We start from the raw sequence: 24,998 nt of genomic DNA on the forward strand, positions 1-24,998 counted from the left end.
CGCCCCGGACATGGGCCGAACGCACTGCTCGCAGGCGTGACTACGGCCACGAGGGGGTCCCGGCTGATCAGTCGTGGCGGGAGGTGGCCGGGTCGGAGGACACCACTCTGGTGGCGAAGCCTGCCAGTTGGTCACGCAGCCGCTCGCGCGGCGTGCCCTCCTGGTCGGCCAGGCGCTCCACGAGGTCGGCACGGGTGGCGGCGAGCAGGGCGTGCGCGGTGAACGCGGCGTCGTCCAGGCCCGGGATCTGCTCCAGCATGGAGCGCAGCAGGCCGTGCCACCGTTCGTAGTGCTCCGCCTGGTAGAGGCTGTTGCTCCCGCTCTCCTCCAGGGCCAGCGCGAGGCGCCGGTTGTCGAGCTTGAAGCACAGGATGGCGTCGAGCAGGGCGGGTACGCGTTCCTGCGGTGAGGTGGCGGGCCCGAGGGGTGGCGGGCCCGCCTCCGCGGCCTCCCTGACCGGTTCGAGCCGGGCCTCGTACAGCGCGCGGAGCAGGCCGGCGCGGTCGCCGAAGGCGCGGAAGAGGGTTCCCTTGCCGACCCCGGCCGCCGCCGCGATGTCGGCCATCGTGAGGTCCTCAGGGCGCTCGGCGCGGGCGAAGAGGGCATCGGCGGCCTCGAGGACGGCTTTCCGGTTACGGGCGGCGTCCTTGCGGGGTTTGCGCTCGGCCACGTGACTCCTCCATTGAAAAGCGGACCCGGAGTCCGTATCGTCGAACCGGACCCAGGGTCCGTATTCTATGAGACGGAGGATACCCGTGCCCCTACCCGCTTCGATCTCTCCCGCGGATCTGTTCCGCCACAGCCTGCGACTCCTGCTCGACAAGGACATCCCCGGCTGGGTCGGCCTGTGGGCCGAGGACGGCGTGATGGAGTTTCCGTTCGCGCCATCCGGCTGGCCCACACGGCTGGAGGGGAGGGCGGCCATCGCCGCCTACATGCGCCCCTACCCCGACCGGATCGACCTGTACGACTTCCCCGAAGTCGACCTGCGGATCCACGAAACCACTGAGCCGCGGACCATCGTGGTCGAGATGCGCGGTGTCGGCCGGCTGGTGGAGACCGACCGCCCCTTCGACATGACGTACATCGCCGTCGTCACCGTCGAGGACCGGCGCATCACCTCCTACCGCGACTACTGGAACCCCCTCGCCGTCCTCGAACCGGGCATCGACTTCGCAGGGAGCAGCCGATGAGCGCCACCGGCACCCCTCAGCTCACCGGCACCACGCTGGTCATCGGTGCCACCGGCACCACCGGCAGCCGCACCGCCGCACAGCTGACGTCCGCCGGTCACGCGGTCAAGGCGGCCAGCCGCCGGGCCACACCGGTGCCAGGCGCCGAACCGGTCATCTTCGATTGGTACGACGCCGACACCCATCACGCCGCCCTCGACGGCGCCGAGCGCGTCTATGTGATCCCGCCCGTGGGCGAGCCCGACCCCGCGGCCGTCGTCCTGCCCTTCCTGCGCCGGGCCGGCGCCGCCGGCGTACGGCGCGCGGTGCTCCTGAGCGCCTCCTCCATCCCGAAAGGCGGGCCGGCCGTGGGCCTGGTGCACCAGGCACTGCCGGGCATCTTCGACGAGTGGGCGGTGCTGCGGCCGTCCTGGTTCATGCAGAACTTCACCGGCAGCCACATGCATGCCCTCAGTATCCGGGCCGACGGCACCATCTGGACTGCCACCGGGAGCGGCCGGGTCGGCTTCGTCGACGCCGACGACATAGCCGCCGTCGCCGTCCGCGCCCTGACCGACGAGCACACCCCCAACGACGATCTCCTCCTCACCGGGCCCGAGGCGCTGAGCTACGACGACATCGCCACGGTCGTCACCGAGGTCACCGGCCGGCCAGTGGTCCACCGTCCGCTGTCCTACGAGGAGATGTGCGACCGGCTCGCCGAGCTGATGCCCAAGGAGTTCGCCGTGCTGCTGGCCGGCATGGACCGGGCGATCGCCGAGGGCACGGAGGACCGGGTCACCGACTCCATCCGGCGCGTCACGGGGCGGCCCGCGCGCACCTTTCGCGACGTCGCGGAAAGGGAGCTGCGATCAAGCAGTTGATGTTCCACGACGTGTCCTGGGGCGATGGTTGGGGCGCGCCGAGCAGACGATCCCGGAACCGTCCCGCTGTCGGAAGAGACACCATGGGAATCGATGTGGTGCCTTGATGGGCTTCGTTCACTTCAAGCGACAGCGACTGTCGATGACTGGCGCTGCCCGAACTCCGGTGCTCAGCTCTTCGGACAGGCTCGGGTGCTGTCCGAAGACGACCCTGATTTTGGGCACTACTGGCCGGCTTTCCGCTGGCAGTCCGACCACGTCGAGCGGTCGCGTTCTCTCGACGAACCGCCGTCGGGACCACTCGTCGTGATCGAGGCGGAACGGATCGTCTATACCGAGCACTGGCTGCGGCGCGAGGGCTTCGCGCCACGTCAGTTCTGAACCAGATCGGACGGGTAGTCGGGCTCCTCCGGCCAGATGCTCAGGCGTTACGTCATCGAGGCCGGGGCGGTAGATGTCCACCCCCCCCCACGTCCGGCGGCCACACCCACGTCAGGCGGCCACGAGCGCTCCCGTTGCCGCGGTCTCAGACCAACCGCGTGGTGTGCTCGCGGAGTGCGTCCCGGGTTTCCCCAGTCAGGGGCGGTTCTGGAGTGCGGTGACGGGTGTACCGCAGGCGGTGTGCGCGGTGGCCAGGGTGGTGACCACGCTCTGGGTCCACGACAGCATCGTGCGTTCGCGGATTGCCCGATCGTCGCAGGCCGGCCGGCCGAAGGCACCGCACGAGCTCTGCTGGGCGAGGAGGAAGGCGAGGGCGTCGCGGGTGACGCGGTGCTGCGCCAGCCCGGCACGGGTCCGGTCCCGGACGATGCCGGCGACGTGCCCCAGGTGGTAGTTCTTGCAGGCAACGAGCAATTCAGCGGCGGACGTTTCCGGCAAGGAAGGCGGCCCGTCGGCTCCGGCGTCGATCAGTGCGGCCGCACGCCGAGGAGCGATCAGGCCCAGACCGACGAGGCGTTGGACGTTGGACGCCGCCTGTGGCGGAACCTTGTCGAGGAGTTCGACGGCGGCGGCGGTGGAGTTGAAGAACCTGTCGAGTGACGGGCACGTGATGCCGTGCGCCCGCAGACCGAACGCGAATTCACCCACGACCTCCATCCCGTGTCCCTGCCACACGTCCGCTTCCGCGTCCGCGAGACGTTCGGAGAAATCGAGGAGCAGGGGACGAGCGAGCTCGGGTTCGCCAAGAGCCTCGGCCGCATGCGCGACAGCCGCTGCGGCCGGCAGACATCCGGATGGGTCGTGGCGCCGACCGGTGTCCGCCAGCCACACCACTGCCCGCCGCAGCGGCTGCTCCACGCTGAGGCGGGGGTTCGGCGCGGACGGTCGCTGCCTGCGCAGCACCTTGGGGCTGCGGTCCAGGAGCGCGGCCAGGGCCACGACGATGGTGGTGTGGTAGCCGGTGGCCCAGTGCTGGTACGCCTCGTCGCCGTCGGCGAGTCCGGGGTGGACCACGCCAGGTGGCCCGTTGACCCGCCCCTCGGCCTCTTGTGCCGCCGCGAGGAACTCCCATGCCCGGCGGGCTTCCTCGGATTCTCGCACCCCGAGGCACAACAGGCAGCACAGAAGTTCTCCCACCAGGTCGGCATTCCCTTGGTCAAGGGTGAGAACGAGGAGTGCTTCGAGCAGTTCCACCGCCTCGCCCGGAACGAAACCCCGGGGCCAACGCGGCTCGCGCAAACCGAAATCCGTGACGTAGAAGATCGTGTGGGTGATGGCGTAGATGTCGCGCTCGGCGAGTTTGACGACATTCGGTTTGTTGCAGAGCAAGGTGAACGGCAGGACTTCGTCCATGGCCGGCAGCGAGTGCGGCACCCCGCACAACTCCAGGGTGTGCAGCAGATCGAGCTGCCGGTACGGGATCCGCTCGAAGACCGTCGCGTATCCTCCGGCAGCTGCCTGAGTGAGGAGTCGCCGGAACTCCGGGTCGTCGCGTCCGCAGAGCCGCAGTGCCGCATAGGTCCCCGCGTACAGCAAAAGGGCAGCTTCGTCCCGGGCGATCAGCTCCCGATAGGAGGGACGGGCCGCGATCTCCTCGACCTGATCCAGGAGGGCCGTGTAGTGACCGTCCAATGGTTCGGGGTCGAGGCGCGCCCGGAGCCCCACAAGGAACGCGGTCTCGATAAGGGCTTTGCGGGCGAAGAGAACCCGGTCGGTGGCGGCTTCGGCCGGATCGATGAGCCCCCGGCGCGCAGCGAGCCAGGCGACAGCCCGGGTCTCCACCGCGCGCCTTTGTGACGAGCCGTCACCGGGGTGCGTCGTGTCCATCGGATGCCTCCCGGCGGTCGGCGTGGTCAATGGCTCAGTTGCCCGCAGCGCCGTCGTCGCACTCCGCGACCTGGTTGGCGACCACAAGGACATATCGCTCCCAGGCGAGTACGTAGCCGGCCACGTCGTCGAGTTGGCTGACCTGGTCGACGACCTGCTCCAGCGGAATGCGGAGGTCGACAAGTCCGCTCGTCCGCAGGAAATCTAACGCCTTACGGGCATCGACCGGAGGGGGAGGACAGGACATGGGTTACTCCTTCGGAGTGGTTCGGATGGATATATCGAGTGTCGCGTTTGCGTGAGGGACTTGTCACGACTTTCGGCTGTCCCGGAAAAGGGACGATTCGATAGGTCCAGGTAAGCCACGTGTAACCCACGGAGAAATCACCCGGTTGGCTCAACGTTTCCGAAGGGTTACCGGCCAGTCGGTGTTTTCAGCGGATCTGAGGCCGGTCCAACTGCCAAGTGCGACATGGGAATCCGACCGTGTGGTCGTCCGAGCCGAGCCCCTTTGACCGGCTGTCGCAGGCCGGAATTGCCTATGCCCCCTCCGCCTTCTCCCACAACGTAGCGATCAGCTCCAGCGTGGGATTGCCCGCCCCGCTGCCGATGAAGCCCTGGCCGTACGGCACGCCGGCCTTGGTGATGGTCAGTTTGGCCACTCTGTCGTCCGTGGTGATCAGGCACCAGATCGTCCCGGCGGCGAGGTCCTTGGACAAGACGGGCAGGGGGACGGCGCGCTCGTTGGCCGCGGCCCGGCAGGCAGTTGCCGTGGAGGTGCCGGAGTCAGCTTGGCCCAGTCGAATCACCGTGGACGCGTCGTTGAGCTTGATGCCGCCTGCGGTACTGCTGCCCTCGCCGAGACAACCGCCGTAGATCAGGTCGACGTTGCCGTTCGCACCGCTGTAGAGGTCTCCCTTCGCCACCGTGGCGTTGTCCAGATCGAGGAGCTGATCGCTGCCGAGGCCGCACGACGGGCCCGGGATCACCAGGCGCTTGTTGCGGTACACCGCCTTCGGCTCGGACGGTGTGCGGTGGGACGGCTGGGTGCTGGGCGACGCCGCGATCGGCGTTTTGCCGCCCTGGGGGGACGGCGCCTTGCTGTGCTGGTTGGTCGGAGTGCCTTGAGGCCCCGCCTTGCCTCCGCCCCCGCGGTCATCGTCCCCGAAGGTGCCCGGCAGCCACTTGACCAGCGACACCGCCAGGAGCACCGTCGCCGCACCGGTCAGGGCGGCCGCGACCACCGCGCCGCGGCGGCGGGGGCGTACGGGAGCGGGCGCCGGCGGGCCGAGGCGGAAGACCCCCGCTTCCGGGTCGTGCCACGGGGGAGGGGGCGGTGGCGGCGCCGACGGCCGGGGAGGGGTCGCGGGCCGCGGCGCCCCCGCCGCCCGCTCCGACCACCCCCGTACCAGCGCCAGCGACCCCGCGTTCCCCGCCGCCCGACGCTGCGGCCGCGGCAGCCCGCGGCCGTGCAGTTCGCGGTCGACATGGGCGTGGATCTCGTCGAGGGTCATCGGGGCCGGACGGGCCAGGGCGGTCAGCAGGGACCCGGTGAACGCGGTGTGGGCGGCGCCCTGGGGGGCGTGGGCCGGAGTCGTCTTCGTGGACGCGGTCAGCAGATACGTACCGGCCATCTCGAGCTGCCCGAGGGCCAGTCCGGCCGGCGAGGACATCGCGGAGATCGCCCGCCCGGAGAAGCAGCAGTCCACCAGGAGCACCCGGTAGGCGGCGCGCGCGTCGCTCACATTGCGTTTGACCAGCTCGATCGGCACGGCGGAGAAGCCGGCCTGGTCGATGTCGGTGTGCCGCAGGCCCAGGTGCAGCAGCCCGTCGTCGTCCAGTACCCCGTGCCCGGCGTAGTAGACCAGCAGGAGGTCGTCCGCCTCCCGTACCGCCCAGCTCAGCGCCGCACCGACAGTGGCCTGGTCCGCGGGGTCGGACACCACGCGGCAGTGTTCGGGGGCCAGCAGGCCGTGCGCGGGGTGCGTCAGCGCGGCCTGGAGCGCCCGGAGGTTCGCCTCCACGGCGGGCATGTCGGGAAGTTCGGCGCTGCTGAAGCGGCTGGTTCCGATGAGCACGGCCCGGCTGGCGGGGCCGTGCGGAAGTCTCGGACCGGCCGTGTGCCCGCTCATTCTCCCCGCCCCGCGGGGTGCGCGCCGTATCCCTGTTCGCCAGGATGCGCTTCGGGCCGTTCGGCGAGCGAACGGAACACCTCCTGCGCCTCGCGGATCACCGCCCGTTCGTCGGTGGCGCGTTTGACGTCGAGGGTGACCTTACGGCCGTCGTCCGCCTCCAGCGTGACGGCGATGTCGCTGCGACGGCTGGTGAGCCAGGCACACAGCGGGGCGATCAGCCCGACGATGCCCCCCGAGCCCAGGATGATGGTCAGTGCGTCCGCGCTGCCGCCCATGTGGCCGGGCGAGGGCGGAGTGTGCCGCCGGCGCACCCGGCCGCGCAGCCCGTTGTCGGCCGACAGCCACTGGTGCAGCGCCCGTAAGCACGCCTCGGCGTCCGGCGCTTGGACGGTCAGTGTCAGTTCCCCCATGGCGGCATCTCCCCACAGCCCCATCCGTCTCCCGCACAGCGGTGGCCACGGCAGGTGGCCGTTGCCATCCTGGCACGATCAGGGGGCGCCGATGTCCCGTTTCCCCGTCACGGCCGGCGCTCGCGGCCGGTCCCTCTCCCCGCCCCGGACCTCCGCCTCGCCGCCCAGCACGGGCACCGTGAACCCGCATCACGGAGCCTTGCTCAAGCCGCGCGGCTGGGGGCCCAGTGGTCCGCGAGGGCCCGACGAGCAGCAGTCCCGGCAGGGGCGGTCAAGGGCGCCGGTCAGTCGCGATCACGCGTGTGGTAGCACTGCGTACATGAAGGGCAAGTCCACTGAACGCGCTGGTTATCACCATGGCGACCTCCCCGCCGCGCTCACCGCCGCGGCCATCGAGCTCCTGGACGAGCGCGGGACGGAGCATGTGACCGTACGGGAAGTCGCGCGCCGGGCAGGGGTGTCGCCAGGAGCGCCGTTCCGGCATTTCGCGGACCGTCAGGCGCTGCTGACCGCGGTCGCCGACCGCATCCTGGCCGACTTCGAGAAGTGGCAGCTCGGAATGGTCGCAGACGTCGAGGGTTCCGGGATGCGCGCATTCGGCCTGGGTTTCGTCCGTTACGCGATCCGCTACCCGCGCCGCTTCGAGCTGCTCAAGACCAGGGTGTTCGGCGCCAGTCGGCCCGCCGAACTGCAGCAGCGACTGTCCGACATCGAGCGGGCTCTCGCCGACATCATCGTCGCCGACCAGGAGGCCGGTGTGTTGCGTCCCGGCGACCCCGCGCTGGTGGGTCTCGCGGGTCAGGCGATCGTCTACGGCCTGTCCCAGATGATCGTTGACGGGTATCTGCCGCCGGATCGGGCGGAGCAGCTGGCCGTGCAGGTTCTGGACATGTTGGGCTTCGGCATCGCCAACTGACCAGCTTGCGCAGGGCCTTGACCGCCCTTCCACGCGCTGATGTAATCAATGATTACATCAGTCGAGGAGGCTCCGATGCCCGTGCTGCGCCTGTCGCGCATTCCGCGATTCCCGGACCCCGCGGCCAGGGGCGCAGTGGCCATCAGGGCGACCCCGGCTGATGCGTATCGCGTCGTCAGTGATCCGCCCGTCATGATCCGCCTCGCCGAAGAGGCCCACCGTGCCCACTGGTTGGGCGGAGCCACCGCACCGGCGGTGGGCGCCCGCTTCCGTGGCCACAACCGCAACGGCCTGCGTCGCTGGGTCACCACCTGCCGTATCACGGATGCCGATCCGGGCCGACGCTTCGCCTACGAGGTGACGGCGCCGCTCGGAGTCCCCATCTCCCGCTGGCAGTACGACATCGCACCCACAGCAAAGGGCTGCACCGTCACCGAGACCACCTGGACGCGGGTGCCCCTGTGGTTCATTCCCCTGGCCATCTTGATCACCGGGGTCTTCGACCGCATCGGCGTCAACCACACCCACATCGGCACCACACTGCAGCGCCTCAAGCACCATCTGGAGTCACCCCGGCCCAGCGTGGCGGGCAGCTCGCAGCGCAGTGATCGGCCAGCGGGCTGACCCAGCGAGGCGACTCCCGCCCCGGCCGGATCAATCCTGGCAGGTCGGACGGGCGAGGCGGGCACCGGAGGAATCACACCAGGAAGGAAGACACGACATGCACGAAGTACGTGACTTACTCGCTCCTGACGCGTTCAGGGGTGTCGTCGCCACGGTCATGGACAACAACCCCGACATGGACGAGCCCACGGCCAGGCGCGTCGTGGAAGAAGCCCTCAAGTTCGTCGTGGCCGCCGCGAAGTTTCCGACGACGTCCATCCGTCCTTCGCGCATGGTCGACGAGGGGTGGCACGCCCTCATCTTGCACACGGCGCTGTACGCCAAGTTGTGCGCCCGGCTCGGGCACTTCGTACACCACCACCCCGACGGGCCGGACGCCCCCGATCACGACCCGGGCGCACACCTGCGGACCGTGGCCCTGATCGAAGAGGCGGGGTTCAGCGCGGACACGGAACTGTGGACGGTGCCGACAAGCGCACTGGTCCCGACGGGGGCGAGGTGCCGGCGGCGGCCCCATCCGGGCGGCGGCTGTTCCACTCCGACCTGTGGCTCGTCGTGCGGTTCGTCGTGCGGCTCTTCCTGTGGCGGGGGAGGGGGCGACTAGCTTGTCGTTCCCCCTCAGACCTCCAACTCGCCACAGGCTTTGAACGACAAGGTGCGGCCTTGCCATGGGCAGGGCATCGAACTGGCAGTGGTTGTACGCAACGGATTCCGCACGGGCGGAAGGACGGGGGCACGAGTGAATCGCAAACGGAGCGTGGTGGTGTCGGTCGTAGCAGCCGGGTTGGCGACGGCTGTGCTGGCAGGGTGCGGCGTCGATGGAAAGATCGGAAACTACGACAAGGTCTCCGTCTGGCCGGACGCCGATCCCCGCGGCCAGAGCCCGATCGCCGATCTGACCACGCTCACACCGGTAACGGTCGAGTGCTACACGCCAGGCAAAACGGATGCGACCGGATTCGGCTACGGCGCGACGTACAAGATCTCCTACGACGGCGGATCCGGCTACATCGACGCCAGCACATCCATCATGAGCGACGGTGGCGCGGTCTCCCCCGACCGGGTACCCAACTGCTGACGGGGGCGGTGCGAGGCTCGGTGCCGTACCGCGTCACCGGTGCTGCGGGCGCCATTCGAAGAGCAGGATGGTCGCGTCGTCCCGCAGTTGATTGCGCTGGTAATCGAGGATGGCGTGGATGAGCAGCCGCAGCACCTCGGCCGGGAGCTGACCGGCGGCGGAGGAGCGGATGATGAAGTCGGTGAACCGGTCGAGACCGAACTCCGCACCGTCTGCGTCGCGGGCCTCCACGACACCGTCGGTGTAGAGCAGGACGCAGTCGCCCGGCTCCAGTGTGGTCTCGTAAACCTTCCGGGCTGCCGGGGCGAGTTGGCCGACCAGGCCGATCGGAGGCTGCGGCGGGCTGTCCAGCACGCCGTCGAGCACCCGCTTGGCGCGGATCAGCAGCGGCGGCGGGTGACCGCAGTTGACCCACTGCAGTACCCCGGTGACCGCGTCGAGCCGGCACAGCACGCCGGTGCAGAAGTGGTCGGGCAGCCACTGGGCGAGCGCCTGGTCGACGGAGCCGACGACGTCGGCCAGGTCGCCACCGCCGCGGCGGGCGTTCCGTGCCGCCGCCATGGCGACCGAGGTGGTCAGGCCGGAGACCAGATCGTGCCCCATGGAGTCCACGATCATGGTGTGCAGCACGTCCTTGACCACCGAGTGGTCGTAGGCGTCACCGGCGACGTCGTATGCCGGTTCCAGGACCGCGGTCGAGACGCACTTGCTGCTGCCGACGGTGTGGGGCGGCAGGAAGGCCCGCAGCATCTCGGTGGGCAACCGCATGGTGCCGGTGCGGGTGAGTCCGGCGAGCCAGTCGCTGTAGGCGCGCTTGGAGGTGATCAGCATGGCGAGCAGATGGGCCAGCATCCGGCTGCGGCGCATCCGCGCCCCGTCGAGCGAGGCAGTCCGCACCGCCAGCACGCCCAGCCGCTCCGCACCGTCGACCAGAGGCAGCCAGACGATCACGCCGCCGTCGGCCTCCGACACCCGCGGGGAGACCGTACGGTACGCCCAGCCGGCCGACGAGCGGTCCACCAGCAGCGGCTCCGCGGCCTCGTCGAGCGGGATGAGCAGCCGTTGTTGCAGGTCGACGAGGTAGAGGAGCGCAGCGTCCAGGCCGAGGGCGGAGGCGCACCGGTTCGCCAGGCCGGGCAGTTCGAACGGCAGGGCCGTCTGCGCCTCGTTGATCAGGTCTTCCAGCCGGTTCTCGTCGACGGCCGTGTCGGGACCGGCGGACGCGTGCGGTAGGTCCGACACGGGGACCACCCCTTCTGTGCCCGCTCTCACACCGATCCCAATCTCTCACGTCAGGCATGATCGCGCCGGGTACGGGCCGGGGTGGGAGCGGTGGCCAGGGGCGGTCAGCGGAGCTCGACCGGGCAGAGGTCGTGCGCCGGCCACCCTCGGCCGGTCCCCCTCAGTCCCTGGGGAGGACCGGCCCGGCCGGCCGCGCAACGTGCGTCCGCCATTTCGGTGAGGCGCGGCGCTTGGGTGACCGCAATGGGGGTGGCGGGGCGGGTCAGAGGCCGCCGGTGTTGAGCAGCCGGTTGGGAGTGTCGGAGCGGACGCCGCGCACGACACCGCGGGTGGCCGTGTGGTCGAGCCAGACGTGGACCTCGTTGGCCGTGGCACGCGGGTGTGCCGACAGGTACAGCGCGATCACGCCGGTCGCATGCGGCGCGGCCCATGACGTCGCGCCGTCGTTGTCCGTGGTCGTACCACCGCCGGCGAGGGCGGCGGTCACCTTCTGGCCGGGGGCGTACAGGTCCACGCACCGTCCGTAACCGGATCCGTAGGAGCCGCCGTCGGTCCATGCGCGGTCGTTCGAGGTGGAGGCGGCCACGACGATCGTGCCGGGGACGCCGGCCGGGGAGTGCTTGCAGGCGTCGTCATGGAAGTTGCCGGCCGACACCACCGTCGGGATCCCGGCATCGACCAGCTTCTTCACCGCGGACTCCAGGGCCGCCGACCGGTGGTCGAGGTTGAGCGACATGTTCACCACCGCGGGCTTCTGCGCGTGCGCGGTGACCCACTTGACCGACTTCACCAAGGCCGCCTCGGCCGCCGCCGGGGAGCCGCCGCCCTCGCTCTCGCACTGGATGCCCTGGACCCGTACGAGCTCCGCCTTGGGCGCCACCCCGTACCTCGCCCCGCCGATGATGCCCGCGACGAACGTGCCGTGGCCCATCCCCGCCTCGCTGAAGCAGTCACCGGAGTCCTTCGGGCCCACGAAGTCGGCGCCGAGGCGGGCGCGTCCGCCGAACTCCTTGTGGGCGATGTCCATCCCGGTGTCGATCACATAGACGTGAACGCCCCTGCCCGTGGCGGTGGTGGTGAACTTCCCGTTCAGCGGCCGCGACCGCTGGTCCAGAATGTCCAGGTTCCACGGCACGTGCCGGCTGAGGGGCGGCGCCGTGGTCTGCGCGAGCCCTGACAACTTCCGCGCGGTGCCGGGGGACACCGGTGCCGAGCTGGACGACGCCCCGTCCCCGCTGGACGAGACCCCGCCGCCGGAGGGCGCCATGGACTTCGCCTTCCCGTGCGCGGGGAGCGTCCCGCCGCTCCCGCCGGCCGCCGCGCCGGCTTTCCCGCCACAGGCCGAGGCCCCGAGCACCGTCACCACGGCCACCACCATGAGACCGGCCTTCGTCACGTTCCGCGTCACAACGTCCCCCATATCCCTGCTTCGTACACAGTCAGCGCACAAGACGACCACAGGGGACGAGCGGTTCCGGCGGGGCGTGCGGGTGGGTCGGGTCGTTGCTTTTCTGAGGAGTTCCAGCAGAAGCTGCGGGCTTTTGCGGGCATTTACAGGTGGGCGCTGATCACACCGCCGTTGCTGAGCACGATGTACACGCCGTTGGCGTCGAGCCCGGTGTCGTGCTGGTTCGTCTCCAGCGTGCCGTACACCGCGCCGTCGTGGCCGAGGATCTGGGCGCGGTACCGGAGTTCGCCGAGCTTCGTGACCTTGGCCGTCCAACCGCCCGCGAGCTTGAACGTGCCTGGCCCCTGGTGGCCGCCGCCCATCCAGGAGTGGACCTGGCCGTCCAGTGTGAGCACGATGAACATGTCGTTGGCGTCGAGCCCGGCGTCGTGCTCCTTCGCCTCCAGGGTGGCCAGGACCGAACCACCGTGGACGATCTTGGCGCGGTAGTGCTGGGCTCCGAGCCGGTAAATCTCGGCCTTGCTGCCGTCCGGCAGGGGCTGGGTACGGGCCGGGGACGCCCCCTTGGCCGCGCCACCGTGCGCGCTGCCCGGCTGCTTGCCCGCAGCGCCCGCATCGGCATGGGTTTTGTCGCCGGAACCTGCCTGGGCGTCGGTCTGGGCACCTGAGACCGCCTGGGCATCGGAGCCCTGCGCTGCGGCGGAGGAGTCCGTGCGGCTGGACTCGGCAGCGGTCTTGCCCAGGTCCGTCCGGCTCGCGGGCTTCGTCTCGGCGGCGTCGGAGCCGCCGCAGGCGGTCAGGGTGAGGGCCGCGGCTGCGGTCAGGGCCGCGGCGGCAATGCGCAGGGTGCGGCGGCGAGCGGTGCGGGCAGTGGTGGTGGAGCTCATGTCGGATCCCCCCGGACAGTCGGTGTCGTAGCTTCCTCGGTACGTCACCCACTCTGATCAGGGCCACTATCGCCTGGCTGTCGCTCCGCTGACATCCGGCTAACGCCGACCGGAGCCCTCGCGGCCGGGGAGTTTTAGCGTGCCTGCATCTGACTGCTCTCAGTTGCTCGTCGTCCGGGGCGCGCGCCCGAAGTCGGTGGTGAGCCAGTGCTCGATGGAGGTGTCGGGGAACTCGTGGGGCTGGTAAGTGCCGGGAACCGGGGTGAGTGCGGTCATTCGGTCGATGCAGAACGTGCGCCAGTCATCTCTGTCGAGGTCGAAAGCGATGAGGTACCAGCGGCCGGTGCGCAGGATGTGCCGGTACGGCTCGACCAGGCGGGTCGAGGACTCGTTGCGCTGGTCGGTGTAGTGGAATTCGATCCTGCTGTTGTTGGCCACTGCGTCAGCGAGCACGCCGATGGAGGTCGAGGTGATGGCGGTGACCGGTTGCTGGAGGACCTCGGTGGCCAGGTCGGTGGCAGCCGCCCGTTGCCGGAGCCGACGGGGAAGGACTTGGTCCAGCTTGAGCAGCGCGCTGGAGGTGACTGGATCTTCCGGGAGCCAGGTTTGCAGCACGCGCAGACCGGCGATGACGGCGGAGATCTCATCGGCACTGAACAGCAGCGGAGGGATCTTCACGCCCGGGCGAAGCCGGTAGCTGCTGCCCGGGCCCGGACGTGCCTGTACGTCATAGCCCAGTTCCCGCAGTCGTTGTGCATCGCGTCGGACGGTGCGCACGCTGACGCCCAAGCGTTGGGCGAGGGTCGCGGCGGGCCAGTCAGCCCCGCTGTGCAGCAGCATGAGCAGGTTCAACGTCCGTGCTGTCGGATCCGCATCCATACGGCCAGCCTGCCAGGAAAGGAGGCCGGAATCAGGCCGCCTCTGCGCCTACCGTGGTCGGCGATCCCCAAGACCCGAAAGGAGCCCCGCGAGTGCAGATCGCCGTCACCACACCCCACGGCAACGTCGGCCGGCACGTCGTACGCATCCTGGTGCGTGCCGGAATTCGGCCCCGGCTGCTGATGCGGCGTCCGGACCGGTTGGCCCCGGAGCTGCGTGGACTCGTCGACGTCGCCAGAGTCGACCAGTACGACGCCGCGCAGGTCGTCGGTGCCACCAGCGGCCTCGACGCGCTCTTCTGGGTGGACCCCACTTCGGCCGGCGCCGACCCGCTCGCCGACTACGCGCGCGCCGCTGACAGCGTCGTAGCCGCCGTCACCCGGAACAACATCGGACGGGTGGTGTTCCAGAGCAGTGTCGGCGCGGAGAAGCGTCACGGCGCGGGCGAGATCGACGGTCTGGCCCACACCGAGACCGCCCTGGACGCCACCGGCGTCGACGTCACGCACCTGCGCTGCGGATACTTCTTCACCAACCTGCTGCTCCAACTCGACGCGCTACGCGCCGGGACGTTGCAGGTCGTGCTGCCCCTCGACGCCCCCATGGCCTGGGTCGCCCCGAGAGACATCGCCGAAGTCGCCGTGACCCGGCTGCTCAACCCTTCCTGGTCCGGCCGGCACGTGCAGGCCGTCCACGGCCCTGCTGACCTCACCTGGTCCGAGGTGGCCCAGATTCTCAGCACCGTGCTGGAGCGTCCGATCACCGCCGAGCGGATCACTGACGAGGCCATGTATGCACAGCTCACCGCTTCCGGTATGCCGCCCCGGCTCGCCGACGCTGTCCTCGGCATGTCGACCGGACTGCGCGCAGACTTCACTCCCGAACAACCACGCACACCGATCACCACGACCCCGACGACGCTGATGTCCTGGGCCTACGAAACCCTCACACTCGCGCTGACCTGACGACGGCCGGCGGTCGGTCGCCGGGTACCCGACCGCGGAGTCAACCACCTTTCCAGGGGCGTCAGTTGGAGACCGTCTGAAGGGTGGATCCGCTGGACGGGGCGAAGCTGACGTCGCCGTTGTAGTTGCCGGTGATCAGGTGCGTCCCCTTCGGCAGGGGGTTGAACTGCGCGCTGGCCCGGCCGTTGACCAGGGTAACGATCTGCGGGGTGCGCCCGGTGACGGCGAGGGCGACGGTGCCGGTGGGGGTGCCCGTACCGGGGGACACCGCGGTGACCGTCGCGGTGACGGTCACCGTGTCGCCGGTCGTCGAGGGGTTCGGCGTGGAGACCACGACCGTGGAGGTGGTGGCCCGGTTGACGGTCTGGGGGTCGGTGCCGGTCGACGCGGCGAAGCTGGCGTCCCCGCCGTAGGCGGCCGAGAGGGTGAACGGGCTGCCCGTGGTGCCGCTGTACGTGTGGGTGATCGTGGCGACGCCGCCGGACACCGGTGCGGTGGCCGAGTTGGTGCCGTCGCCGAAGGTGAAGGTGACGGTGCCGGTGGGGGTGCCGGACGTGGCGGACACCGTCGCCCTGATGGTGACCGGCTGGCCGGACACGGAGGGGTCGGGCGTCGAGGTCACCGTGGTGGTGGTCGGGAGTTTGCTGAGGGTCTGGGTGTCGGTGCCGGTGGAGGTCGTGAAGTTGGTGTCGCCGTTGTAGGTGGCGGTGACGGTGAAGGGGCTGCCGGTGCGGGTGGTCCAGGTGTGGGTGAGGGTGGCGACGCCGCCGGACACCGGTGCGGTGGCGGAGCTGGTGCCGTCGCCGAAGGTGAAGGTGACGGTGCCGGTGGGGGAGCCCGTCCCCGGGGCGACCGGGGCCACCGTCGCGGTGAGGGTGACGCTCTGCCCGGCGGCCGACGGGTCGGGAGCGGAGGTCACGGTGGTCGTGGTGGCGGCCTTGTTGACCGTCTGGGCGTCGGTGCCGCTCGACGTCGCGTAGTTGGCGTCGCCGTTGTAGCCGGCCGTGACGGTGAAGGGGCTTCCGGAGGTCCCGGCGTAGGTATGGGTGAGGGTGGCGACGCCGCCGGTGAGGGTGGCGGTGGCCGTGCCCGTGCCGTCCCCGAAGGAGAAGGTCACCGTGCCGGTCGGGGTGCCCGCCCCGGGGGCCTGCGCGTCGACCGTGGCCGTCAGCGTGACGCTCTGTCCGGCGACGGAGGGGTCGGGGGAAGAGGTCACGGTGGTCGTGGTCGCGGCCCGGTTCACCGTCTGGGTGTCGGTGCCGGAGGACGTCGTGAAGTTGGTGTCGCCGTTGTAGGCGGCGGTGACGGTGAACGGGCTGCCGGTGCGGGTGGTCCAGGTGTGGGTGACGGTGGCGACGCCGCCGGAGAGCGTGGCGGTGACGGAGCCGGCGCCGTCGCCGAAGGTGAAGGTGACGGTGCCGGTGGGGGAGCCCGTCCCCGGGGCGACCGGGGCCACCGTCGCGGTGAGGGTGACGGGTTGGCCCACCACACCGGGGTCGGGCACGGAGACCAGCGACGTCGTGGTGGCGGCCCGGTTCACGGTCTGGGTGTCGACGCCGTGGGACGTCGTGTAATTGGAGTCGCCGTTGTAGGTGCCGGTGAAGGTGTGGGGGCTCCCGGAAGTGCCGGTGTAGGTGTGGGTGATGGTGGCGACGCCGCCGGAGAGGGTGGCCGTGGCGGGGCTCGTCCCGTCGCCGAAGTCGAAGGTGACCGTGCCCGTCGGGGTGCCGGTGCCAGGGGCGATCGGGGCCACCGTGGCGGTAAGGGTGGTGGGTTGGCCGACCACGGTGGGGTCGGGGGAGGAGACCACGGCGGTGGTGGTGGCGGCCTTGCCGACGGTCTGGGTGTCGATGCCGCTCGACGTCGTGTAGTTGGTGTCGCCGTTGTAGGTGCCGGTGAACGCGTAGGGGCTCCCGGACGTGGCGGTGTAGGTGTGCGTGGTGGTGGCCAGGCCGTTGCTGAGGGGTGCGGTCACCGTGGGGCTGCCGTCACCGAAGTCGAAGGTGACCGTGCCCGTCGGGGTGCCGGTGCCGGGGGCGGCCGGGGCCACTGTGGCGGTGAGGGTGGTGGGTTGGCCGACCACGGTGGGATCGGGGGAGGAGACCACGGCGGTGGTGGTGGCGGCCTTGCCGACGGTCTGGAGGTCGGTGCCGGTCGACACGATGAAGCTGGTGTCTCCGTTGTAGCTCGCCGTCACGGTGTACGGCCCGCCCTCGCTGGAGTAGGTGTGGCCGATCCTGGCCACCCCGCCGGACAGCGCCGCCGAAGCGGCCGGGCTGCCGTCGCCGAAGTCGAAGGTGACGGTGCCGGTCGGCACGCCGGCCCCCGGACCGACCGGCGCCACCGTCGCGGTGAGGGTCACCGGTTGACCGGTCACCGAGGGGTCCGGGGTGGTGGCCGGCGTGGTGGTGGTCGCCGCCGGCAGCACGGTCTGGGTGTCGGTGCCCGAGGAGGAGCTGAAGTTGGCGTCGCCGCTGTACCGGGCGGTGATGCCGTACGGGCTGCCGGTGGCCCGGGTGTAGGTGTGCGCGACGGTCACCCCGCCGCCGGACAGCGGTGCCGTGATGGCCGCCGTGCCGTCCCCGAAGTCGAAGGTCACGGTGCCGGTGGGCACCCCGCCACCGTTCGGCGTGGGGGCCACGGTGGCGGTGAAGGTCACCGGCTGGCCGGTCACCGTGGGGTCGGGCGAGGACGTCACCGTCGTCGAGGTGGTGGCGGCGCTGGCCGTCACGGCGTGCGGCGCGGTGGCGGCGACGGTGGTGAAGTCGGGGTCCCCGCTGTAGGACGCGGTGACCTGGTACGGGCTGCCCGCCGTGGTTGCGTATGCGTGGTCGGCCGTCGCGACCCCGCCCAGGACCGGTGCGGTGGCCGGCGCGGTGCCGTCGCCGAAGTCGAACGTGACGGTCCCGGTGGGAGCGCCCGCGCCCGGAGGAACCGCGGAGATCCGCGCGGTGAAGGTGACGTTCTGCCTCGCGGTGGACGGGGTCGGGGAGGAGAACAGCGTCATCGCCGCGGTCACCGGGCCCACGGTCTGGGTGTCGGTGCCGGTGGACGCGTCGAAGTCGCCGTCGTCGTTGTAGGTGGCGGTCAGCGCATAGGGGCTGCCGGCGGTGGTGGTCCAGGTGTGCGGGGTGGCCGCCGTGCCAGCGGTCAGCGGCACGACGACCGAGGGGGTGCCGTCGCCGAAGTCGAAGGTGACGGTGCCGGTGGGGGTGCCCGTGCCCGGGGCGACCGGCGCCACGGTGGCGGTGAGGTCGACGGAGCGGCCGGGCACCGACGGGTCGGGGGAGGAGGCCAGGCTGGTGACGGTGGCCGCCGGTGTGACGGTCTGGGTGGCGGTGCCGCTCGACGCGGTGAATCCGGCGTCCCCGCCGTACGTGGCGGTGACGGCGTAGGGGCTGCCGACGGTGGTGGTCCACGTGTGCGGGACGGTGGCGGTGCCGCCGGTCAGCGGCACCGCCACCGGTGCACTGCCGTCGCCGAAGGCGAACGTCACGGTCCCGGTCGGCGTCCCGGCGCCCGGTGCCACCGCCGTGACGGCGGCGGTCACCGTCACCGGCTGCCCGGTCACCGACGGGTCGGGCGAGGAGTCGACCACCGTCGTCGTCAACGCCGGCTGCACGGTGTGGATTTCGACCCCCGCCGAGGCGGTGAAGTCGTCGTCGCCGCTGTAGTGGGCGGTGACCGTGTACGGGCCGGCCGCCCCCGTGAAGGCGTGCGTGGTCGTCGCCAGGCCCTGGGACAGGGGCGCGACGACCGGTGCGGTGCCGTCGCCGAAGTCGAAGGCGACCGTCCCGGTCGGTACCCCGGCGCCCGGCGGATCCGGCGTCACCCGGGCGAAGAACGACACCTGCCCGCCGGTCACCGACGGCTCCGGGAGGTCGCTGACGGAAGTGGTGCTCGCGCCCGGGCCGACGGTCAGGGTGCTGGCACCGCCGGACGTGGTGAAGTCGGCGTCGCCGTTGTAGGTGGCGGTCAGCGGGTAGGGGCTGCCGGCGGTGGTGGTCCAGGCGTGGGTGGCGGTCGCCGTGCCGTCCGTCAGTGGGGCGGTGACCGAGGGGGAGCCGTCGCCGAAGTCGAAGGTGACGGTGCCGGTCGGGGTGCCGTCGCCGGGGGCGACCGCGGCGACCGTCGCGGTGACGGCGACGGGCTGGCCGGGCACCGCCGGGTTCGGGACGGAGGCGATCGACGTGGTGCTCGCGGCCGGGGCCACGGGGTGCCCGGCGGTCGCCGTGGTGGGCCCGAAGTCGGCGTCCCCGCCGTAGGAAGCGGTGACGACGTACGGGCTGCCGGCGGCACCGGCCCAGGTGTGGGTGACGGTCGCCGCCCCGCCGACGAGCGGCACCGCGACCGGTGCGGTGCCGTCGCCGAAGTCCACGGTGACGGTGCCGGTCGGGGTGCCGTCGCCCGGCGCGGTCGGGGTGACCGTCGCGGTCACGGTCACCGGCTGGCCGGAGACCGAGGTGTCCGGGCCCATGGTGATCACCGCCTCGGATGCCGCCCGGCCGACGGCGTGGCCGGTGGTGTCGGCGGAGGCGGTGAAGTCGGGGGCGCCGCCGTAGGCCGCGGTGACGGTGTAGGGGCTGCCGGCGGTTCCGGCGAAGGCGTGCTGGGCGGTGGCCACCCCGGCCACCACGGGCACCGCGACCGGTGGGGTGCCGTCGCCGAAGTCGAACGCCAGGGTGCCGGTCGGGGTGCCGGCGCCCGGCGCCACCGGTGCGACCGTCGCGGTGAAGGTGACCGGCTGGCCGGCGACGGACGGCTCCGGCCCGGCGGCGACCGTGGTCGTGGTGGCGACGGGCAGGACCGTCTGGTTGGCGCCGGCCACCGCGGGGGTGAAGTCGTCGCTGCCGTTGTAGACGGCGCTGATCGCATAGGGGCTGCCGAGACTGCTGGTCCAGGCGTGGGTGAACAGCGCGGAGCCGCCGGTCAGCGCCGCCGTGGCGGGGGGTGTGCCGTCACCGAAGTCGACGGTGAGGGTGCCGGTCGGCACCCCCGCTCCCGGCGGCACCGCCGCGGCCGTTACCGCGACGGTCACCGGCTCGCCCACCACCGACGGGCCCGCGCCGGCGGAGACCGTGAGGGTGGCCGCGGTCCGCACCACGGCCTGTGTGATGGTGACCGTGGAGGACTGAAAGTCGCCGGTGCCGTGGTAGGTGGCGGTGACGGTGTAGGGGCTGCCTCCGGTGGTGGTGTACGCGTGCACCACGGTCGCCAGTCCGGCCACCGTGGCGGTGGTCTCGGCCGGGGAGCCGTCGCCGAAGTCGAAGGTGACCGTGCCGGTCGGCTCCCCCGTCGCCGGGGCGAGGGTGGAGACCGCCGCGGTCAGGGTGACCGGCTGGCCCACCGACGACGGGTGGGGCGAGGCGACCACCGTGGTGGCGGTGGCCGCGGCGTTCACCGTCTGGGTGTCGGTGCCGGAGGAACCGGTGAGGTTCGCGTCGCCGTTGTAGGTGGCGGTGACGGTGTAGGGGCTGCCGGCGGTCCTGGTGTACGGGTGGACGGCTACCGCGGTGCCATCGGCGAGCGGTGCCCGGACCGCCGGTGAGCCGTCGCCGAAGTCGAAGGTGACGTACCCGGTGGGGGTGCCGGCGCCGGCCGCGGTGGACGCGACGGTCGCCGTGAAGGTGACCGGTTCGCCGGTCGCCGAGGGATCCGGCGCGGACACCGGCGTCGTCGTCGAACCGGCCTGGTCGACGGTCTGGTTGTCCAGCCCGGACGACCCCGCGAAGTCGGCGTCGCCACTGTAGACCGCGGTCACCGAGTAGGAGCCGGCGGCGGCGTAGGCGTGGGTGGCCGTCGCCGTACCGCCGGCCAGCGGTACCGCGACCGTCGGGGAGCCGTCGCCGAACTCGAAGGTGACGCTGCCGGCCGGGGTGCCCGAGGCGGGCGGGACCACCGCGACCGCCGCGGTGAAGGTCACCGTCCCGCCGACGACCGACGGTTCGGGCGACGAACTGACCGTCGTGGAGGTGGTCGAGACGCTCGTCGCCACGCTCTGCACGGCCGTGCCGACCGAGGCCGCGAAGTCCCCGTCCCCGGCGTAGGACGCGGTGACCGTGTAGGGGCTGCCCGAGGTGCTGGTCCAGGCGTGGGTCACGGTGGCCAGATTGCCGGAGACCGGTGCGGTGACGGTCGGGGAGCCGTCCCCGAAGTCGAAGGTGACCGAACCCGAGGGCGCACCGGCGCCCGGCGGCACCGGCGTCACCCGCGCGATCAGCGTCACGGTCTGGCCCACCGCCGAGGGCGAGGCCGACGAGGTCACCGTGGTGGTGGTCGCGGCCGGCGTCACGGTGTGCACGAGGGTGTCGTCCGACGGGGCGAAGTCGCCGTCACCGCTGTAGTGGGCGGTGATGGTGTAGGGGCTGTTGGCGGCGCTGGTGTAGACGTGGGTGACGGTGGCCGAGCCGTCGACCAGCCGGGCGGTGAGGATCGGACTGCCGTCGCCGAAGTCCAAGGTGGCCTCGCCGGTCGGAATGCCGGCACCGGGTGCGACGGGGGAGACGGTGACCGTCACCGCTTCACCGGTCACCGACGGGTCGGGCGCGGCGGTGACGGTGGTGACGGTGGCCGACTGCTCCACACTGTGCAGTGAACTCCCGCGGGATTCGGTGAAGTTGATGTCGCCGCTGTAGCTGACAGTCATCGCGTAGGGGCTCTGCGAGGCGTTGATGTAGGCGTGGGTGGTACCGGCGGTGCCGCCGGTCAGGGGCACCGTGACCGGCGCGCTGCCGTCACCGAAGTCGAAGGTGACGGTGCCGGTCGGGATGACCGAGGACGCCGGGACGCCCTGCACGGTGGCGCTGAAGGTGACGGTCTGTCCGGTCACCGACGGGGCCGGGGTCGCGCTGACCGTCGTCATCGAGAGGGCCTTGGTGACCACCTGACTGTCCGCCCCCGCCGAGGGGTTGAAGTTGTCGTCGCCGCTGTACGTCGCCGCGACCGTGTACGGACTGTCCGACACCTCGGGGTTGGTGTGGCTGACGGTCGCCGTGCCGCCCGTGACCGGTGCCGTCACCGGCGGGCTGTCGTCGCTGAACTCGAAGGTCACGGTGCCCGTGGGCGAACCGGCGGCCGGCGTCTCGGGGATGATTTTGGCGACGAAGGTCGTCGACTGGCCCACCGTGGAGGGGTCGGGCACCGACGTCAGGGCTGTGGCGGTGTCGGCCGGCTCGACGGTCTGGGCGTCGATGCCGCTCGACGCGGTGAAGTCGGCATCGCCTTGGTAGGTGGCGGTGACCTGGTAGGGGGTATCCGAGGCGGCGCCGTAGGGGTGGGTGGTCTGCGCGGTGCCGTCGGTGAGCGCCGCGGTGACGGTGGGGGTGTCGTCGCCGAAGTCGAAGGTGACCGTCCCGGTGGGGGTGCCCGCGCCGGGCGGAACGGTGGTGACCGCCGCGCTGAACGTCACTTCCTGCCCCACCGGGGAGGGGTCGGGCGTGGACACCAGAGTGGTGGTGGTGCCGGCCGGCTGCACCGCCAGGATGACGGTCTGCACGGACGGGGTGACGTCGGCGTCGCCGTTGTAGGTGGCGGTGACGGTGTACGGGCTCTGTGCGGCACCGGTGTAGGTGTGCGAGGTGGCGGCGGCTCCGTCGGCGAGGGGGAGGGTGACGGTGGGGGTGCCGTCGCCGAAGTCGAAGGTGACCGTCCCGGTGGGGGTGGCCGCGCCGGGCGGGATGGCGGTGACCGTCGCTCCGAACGTCACCGGCTCGCCCACCGTCGCGGGATCGGGCGTCACGGTGACGGCCGTCGTCGAGGAGGCCGGGCCCACGGTCTGGGTGGCCGTCCCCGTCGAGGGGGTGAGGTCGCTGTCGCCGCTGTAGGTGACGGTGACGGTGTACGGGGTGGCGGACGCGTCGGCGTAGGCGTGGTCGACGGACGCCGTCCCGCCCGTCAGCGGGGTGGTGACGGTGGGGGTGCCGTCGCCGAAGTCGAAGGTCACGGTGCCGGTGGGGGTGCCCGCGCCGGGCGGGACGGCGGTGACCGTCGCGCTGGCGGTGACCGGCTGGCCGGCCACGGTCGGGTTCGGGGCGACGCTCACGCCGACCGCGGAGGCGGCCTGTTGGACGGTCTGGGTGTCGGTGCCCGTCGAGGCGGTGAAGTCGGTGTCCCCGCTGTAGTCGGCGGTGATCGCGTAGGGCGTCCCGGCGGCGTCGGTGTAGGTGTGGCCGACCGTGGCGGCGCCGCCGACCAGCGGGGCGGTGACGGTGGGGGTGCCGTCGCCGAAGTCGAAGATCACCGTCCCGGTGGGCTTCCCGTCCCCCGGCGGTACGGGAGCCACCCGCGCGACGAGGGTGACGGACTGCCCGGCCAGCGACGGATCGGGGGCGGACCGCACGGAGGTGGTGGTCGAGGCCGCCTCGACCACCTGGGTTGTGGTGCCGGTGCACACGGTGAAGAAGACGTCGCCGCCGTAGGAGGCGGTGACCTGGTAGGGGGTCTCGGACGGTGCGGTGTAGACGTGGCTGACCGTCGCGGTGCCGCCGGTGAGGGCCACCGGCACGGATGCCGAGCCGTCGCCGAAGTCGAAGGTGACGGTGCCCGACGGGGTGCCGGTGGTGGGCGGAACACCCGTCACCACGGCGGTGAGGGCGACCGCTTGCCCCACCACGGAGGGGTCCGGCGCGGAGCTCACGGTGGTCCGGGTGGAAGCCTGGTAGCCGTAGCCGCCGGACACGGTCACACTGCCGCCCGGTGTGGTGATGACGAGGTCGGCCGGGCCCGGCGTGCCCGGCGGCGTCACCACCAGGAGCAGGCTGTCGGAGAACGCCCGGAAGGACACCGCGGGCACCCCGTCGACGGTGACCTCGGTGACCCGGCTGAGGCCGGTGCCGCTCACCACCAGGGTGGTGCCGCCCTCGATCGGCCCGGTGCTCGGGCTGACACCGGTCACCGAGGGCGCCGCGACATAGGTGTAGAGCAGCCGGTTGCTCACCCCGCCGAGGGTGGTCACGGACACCGGGACGGTGCCGGGGCCCGCGACGGGCGGAGCGGTCACCAGCAGCTGACTGTCGGAGACCGCGGTGGGGAAGGCCACCGCGTCCCCGAAGCGCACCAGCAGCGCGGTGCGCAGGTTGACGCCCACCAGCTCCACCACATTGCCTCCGCCGACCGGGCCGGTGGTGGGGATCAGCCGCGAAATGCTGGGCCAGTACAGGTAGAAGAAGTACCCGATGCGGGTGCTGCCGCCGGGAGCGGTGACGGTGACCGGGACCGCGCCGGCGCCCGGGGGAGTCACCGCCACGATGGTCCGGTCGTCGAGCACGGCGAAGCTCGCCGCCCGCCTGGTGCCGAAATACACCGCGGTGGCGCCGGTGAAGCGGCGCCCGATGATGGTCACCAACGTGCCGCCGCTGTACGGGCCCTGGTCAGGGAAGACCCCGGACAGGCTCTGCAGGCCGGGCGCCGCGGCCCGGCCGGTGAGCTCGGTCCGCCGCAGCGACGCCAATGCGGCGGCCGGCCGGTTCAGCAGCCCGGGCAGACCGTGCAGCAGGGTGCCGCTGTCGAGCGCCCGCGGCAGGTCGGCGCGGTCCGCGGAGGTGCGCAGCACCAACTGGTCGGCCGCGCCCCGCACGGCGAGCGGCACCGGTGCGTTCAGGGTGGGCACGACCGTGGGGGAGGCCGGGTCGACGACGGCGAGGCAGTTCCCGTCCCGGTCGGTGATCAGAAAGGCCCCGTTCGGGCGCTCCGGCGTCAGCATGTGACGGTCCTCACCCGGGTCGTCGTTCCGTCGACCGCATCGACGCCTCCCACGGGGCGTCCCTCCATGGGAGGCGCGGTGGTCAGCGCCGGAAGCCGGCAGCCTCTGAGGCCCACGGCCACGACCGCATGGCGCAGGCCGGTGAGGGACACGGGGCGAACATGACGGACTGCATGCATGACGGCTCCAGGCCAGCTCGCGAGCCTGTCGCACCGCTCGGCGCACGCGGGGGCGCCGGAACGGCCCTGATCTGCATGCCTCAACGGAGGAGCGCGCTCGGAAGGCCTCGTCAGCACGAGGCACCGAGAGGGGCAGGACGCCTTCCACTCCCCCGGAGAGGATGGGCGGCCCGCCGGAATCGGACGGTCTCAGTAACCCATTCCGGTGACGACGGCGACAACACTCCGCGTTCGATGTCACTCGAAAGGAC

The 24,998-nt window shown here is 71.5% G+C and carries 17 protein-coding genes and 1 pseudogene; 8 read left to right on the forward strand and 10 right to left on the reverse strand.

Features of this window, described 5'->3' with window-relative positions:
• Nucleotides 1-67: 67 nt before the first annotated feature.
• Nucleotides 68-670 carry a TetR/AcrR family transcriptional regulator gene (locus tag IG62_RS0101660; RefSeq protein WP_030796609.1) on the reverse strand — a complete coding sequence of 201 codons (603 nt, stop codon included), beginning with the start codon at nt 668-670 and terminating at the stop codon, nt 68-70.
• An 85-nt stretch (nt 671-755) separates the two neighbouring features.
• Between IG62_RS0101660 and IG62_RS0101665 the strand changes: the two genes are divergently transcribed.
• The 3 genes and pseudogenes from IG62_RS0101665 to IG62_RS0101675 all read left to right on the forward strand — a co-directional run.
• Entirely contained in the window at nt 756-1,193 is a 438-nt protein-coding gene (locus IG62_RS0101665) for a nuclear transport factor 2 family protein (protein WP_234326150.1), read from the forward strand.
• Nucleotides 1,190-2,056, forward strand: a complete 867-nt coding sequence (locus IG62_RS0101670) for an NAD(P)H-binding protein (protein ID WP_030796613.1) — start codon at nt 1,190-1,192, stop codon at nt 2,054-2,056. Before IG62_RS0101665 ends, IG62_RS0101670 begins: the two co-directional genes overlap by 4 nt.
• 165 nt (nt 2,057-2,221) lie before the next feature.
• A pseudogene (locus IG62_RS0101675) lies at nt 2,222-2,437 on the forward strand (pyridoxamine 5'-phosphate oxidase family protein); the annotation flags it as partial.
• A 195-nt stretch (nt 2,438-2,632) separates the two neighbouring features.
• Here the strand turns inward: IG62_RS0101675 and IG62_RS0101680 are convergent.
• From IG62_RS0101680 to IG62_RS42980, 4 genes are all read right to left on the reverse strand, one after another.
• Entirely contained in the window at nt 2,633-4,324 is a 1,692-nt protein-coding gene (locus IG62_RS0101680) for a DUF6895 family protein (RefSeq protein WP_063755312.1), read from the reverse strand.
• 34 nt (nt 4,325-4,358) lie between these two features.
• The gene (locus IG62_RS0101685) at nt 4,359-4,571 is read right to left on the reverse strand and encodes a hypothetical protein (RefSeq protein WP_030410179.1); all 213 of its coding nucleotides are present in this window, start codon (nt 4,569-4,571) and stop codon (nt 4,359-4,361) included.
• Between the two features lie 292 nt (nt 4,572-4,863).
• Nucleotides 4,864-6,456, reverse strand: a complete 1,593-nt coding sequence (locus IG62_RS42975; RefSeq protein ID WP_051797405.1) for a caspase family protein — start codon at nt 6,454-6,456, stop codon at nt 4,864-4,866.
• The gene (locus IG62_RS42980) at nt 6,453-6,869 is read right to left on the reverse strand and encodes an effector-associated constant component EACC1 (RefSeq protein ID WP_051797407.1); all 417 of its coding nucleotides are present in this window, start codon (nt 6,867-6,869) and stop codon (nt 6,453-6,455) included. The genes IG62_RS42975 and IG62_RS42980 overlap by 4 nt, the downstream gene beginning before the upstream one ends.
• Nucleotides 6,870-7,188: 319 nt before the next feature.
• Here IG62_RS42980 and IG62_RS0101700 point away from each other — a divergent pair, with 319 nt between their 5' ends.
• From IG62_RS0101700 to IG62_RS0101715, 4 genes are all read left to right on the forward strand, one after another.
• Complete coding sequence (locus IG62_RS0101700) at nt 7,189-7,785, forward strand: TetR/AcrR family transcriptional regulator (protein ID WP_030796622.1); 597 nt, start codon at nt 7,189-7,191, stop codon at nt 7,783-7,785.
• A 75-nt stretch (nt 7,786-7,860) separates the two neighbouring features.
• A complete protein-coding gene (locus IG62_RS0101705; protein WP_051797409.1) occupies nt 7,861-8,409 on the forward strand; it encodes an SRPBCC family protein in 549 nt (182 codons plus the stop codon).
• A 97-nt stretch (nt 8,410-8,506) separates the two neighbouring features.
• Nucleotides 8,507-9,013, forward strand: coding sequence for a glycine-rich domain-containing protein (locus tag IG62_RS0101710; protein WP_063755313.1), 507 nt, complete (start codon nt 8,507-8,509; stop codon nt 9,011-9,013).
• A gap of 39 nt (nt 9,014-9,052) precedes the next feature.
• Nucleotides 9,053-9,487 (forward strand): hypothetical protein, encoded by a 435-nt coding sequence (locus IG62_RS0101715; protein ID WP_199812387.1) that lies wholly within the window; start codon nt 9,053-9,055, stop codon nt 9,485-9,487.
• A 33-nt stretch (nt 9,488-9,520) separates the two neighbouring features.
• Here the strand turns inward: IG62_RS0101715 and IG62_RS0101720 are convergent, their stop codons facing one another.
• The 4 genes from IG62_RS0101720 to IG62_RS0101735 all read right to left on the reverse strand — a co-directional run bounded on the left by IG62_RS0101720 (nt 9,521) and on the right by IG62_RS0101735 (nt 13,903).
• A complete protein-coding gene (locus tag IG62_RS0101720; protein WP_030796627.1) occupies nt 9,521-10,738 on the reverse strand; it encodes a SpoIIE family protein phosphatase in 1,218 nt (405 codons plus the stop codon).
• A gap of 253 nt (nt 10,739-10,991) precedes the next feature.
• Nucleotides 10,992-12,137 (reverse strand): S8 family peptidase, encoded by a 1,146-nt coding sequence (locus tag IG62_RS0101725; RefSeq protein WP_234326152.1) that lies wholly within the window; start codon nt 12,135-12,137, stop codon nt 10,992-10,994.
• A 143-nt stretch (nt 12,138-12,280) separates the two neighbouring features.
• Nucleotides 12,281-13,024, reverse strand: a complete 744-nt coding sequence (locus tag IG62_RS0101730; protein WP_030796633.1) for a hypothetical protein — start codon at nt 13,022-13,024, stop codon at nt 12,281-12,283.
• Between the two features lie 159 nt (nt 13,025-13,183).
• Nucleotides 13,184-13,903, reverse strand: coding sequence for a helix-turn-helix transcriptional regulator (locus IG62_RS0101735; RefSeq protein ID WP_030796636.1), 720 nt, complete (start codon nt 13,901-13,903; stop codon nt 13,184-13,186).
• Nucleotides 13,904-13,995: 92 nt separating this feature from the next.
• Between IG62_RS0101735 and IG62_RS0101740 the strand changes: the two genes are divergently transcribed.
• A complete protein-coding gene (locus tag IG62_RS0101740; RefSeq protein WP_030796639.1) occupies nt 13,996-14,868 on the forward strand; it encodes an NAD(P)H-binding protein in 873 nt (290 codons plus the stop codon).
• A 61-nt stretch (nt 14,869-14,929) separates the two neighbouring features.
• On the opposite strand, the gene IG62_RS49425 is transcribed toward IG62_RS0101740, so the two are convergent.
• A complete protein-coding gene (locus tag IG62_RS49425) occupies nt 14,930-24,568 on the reverse strand; it encodes an Ig-like domain repeat protein (RefSeq protein ID WP_037837630.1) in 9,639 nt (3,212 codons plus the stop codon).
• Nucleotides 24,569-24,998 lie beyond the last annotated feature (430 nt).

The organism is Streptomyces sp. NRRL S-337 (assembly GCF_000720175.1).
GTDB lineage: Bacteria > Actinomycetota > Actinomycetes > Streptomycetales > Streptomycetaceae > Streptomyces > Streptomyces siderophoricus.

What these genes read in the sequence shown, in the direction of transcription:
- IG62_RS0101670 (WP_030796613.1), top strand. Translation starts at nt 1,190, where the DNA reads ATGAGCGCCACCGGCACCCCTCAGCTCACCGGCACCACGCTGGTCATC.
- IG62_RS0101680 (WP_063755312.1), bottom strand. Translation starts at nt 4,324, where the DNA reads ATGGACACGACGCACCCCGGTGACGGCTCGTCACAAAGGCGCGCGGTG.
- IG62_RS0101685 (WP_030410179.1), bottom strand. Translation starts at nt 4,571, where the DNA reads ATGTCCTGTCCTCCCCCTCCGGTCGATGCCCGTAAGGCGTTAGATTTC.
- IG62_RS42975 (WP_051797405.1), bottom strand. Translation starts at nt 6,456, where the DNA reads ATGAGCGGGCACACGGCCGGTCCGAGACTTCCGCACGGCCCCGCCAGC.
- IG62_RS42980 (WP_051797407.1), bottom strand. Translation starts at nt 6,869, where the DNA reads ATGGGGGAACTGACACTGACCGTCCAAGCGCCGGACGCCGAGGCGTGC.
- IG62_RS0101700 (WP_030796622.1), top strand. Translation starts at nt 7,189, where the DNA reads ATGAAGGGCAAGTCCACTGAACGCGCTGGTTATCACCATGGCGACCTC.
- IG62_RS0101705 (WP_051797409.1), top strand. Translation starts at nt 7,861, where the DNA reads ATGCCCGTGCTGCGCCTGTCGCGCATTCCGCGATTCCCGGACCCCGCG.
- IG62_RS0101710 (WP_063755313.1), top strand. Translation starts at nt 8,507, where the DNA reads ATGCACGAAGTACGTGACTTACTCGCTCCTGACGCGTTCAGGGGTGTC.
- IG62_RS0101730 (WP_030796633.1), bottom strand. Translation starts at nt 13,024, where the DNA reads ATGAGCTCCACCACCACTGCCCGCACCGCTCGCCGCCGCACCCTGCGC.
- IG62_RS0101735 (WP_030796636.1), bottom strand. Translation starts at nt 13,903, where the DNA reads ATGGATGCGGATCCGACAGCACGGACGTTGAACCTGCTCATGCTGCTG.
- IG62_RS49425 (WP_037837630.1), bottom strand. Translation starts at nt 24,568, where the DNA reads ATGCTGACGCCGGAGCGCCCGAACGGGGCCTTTCTGATCACCGACCGG.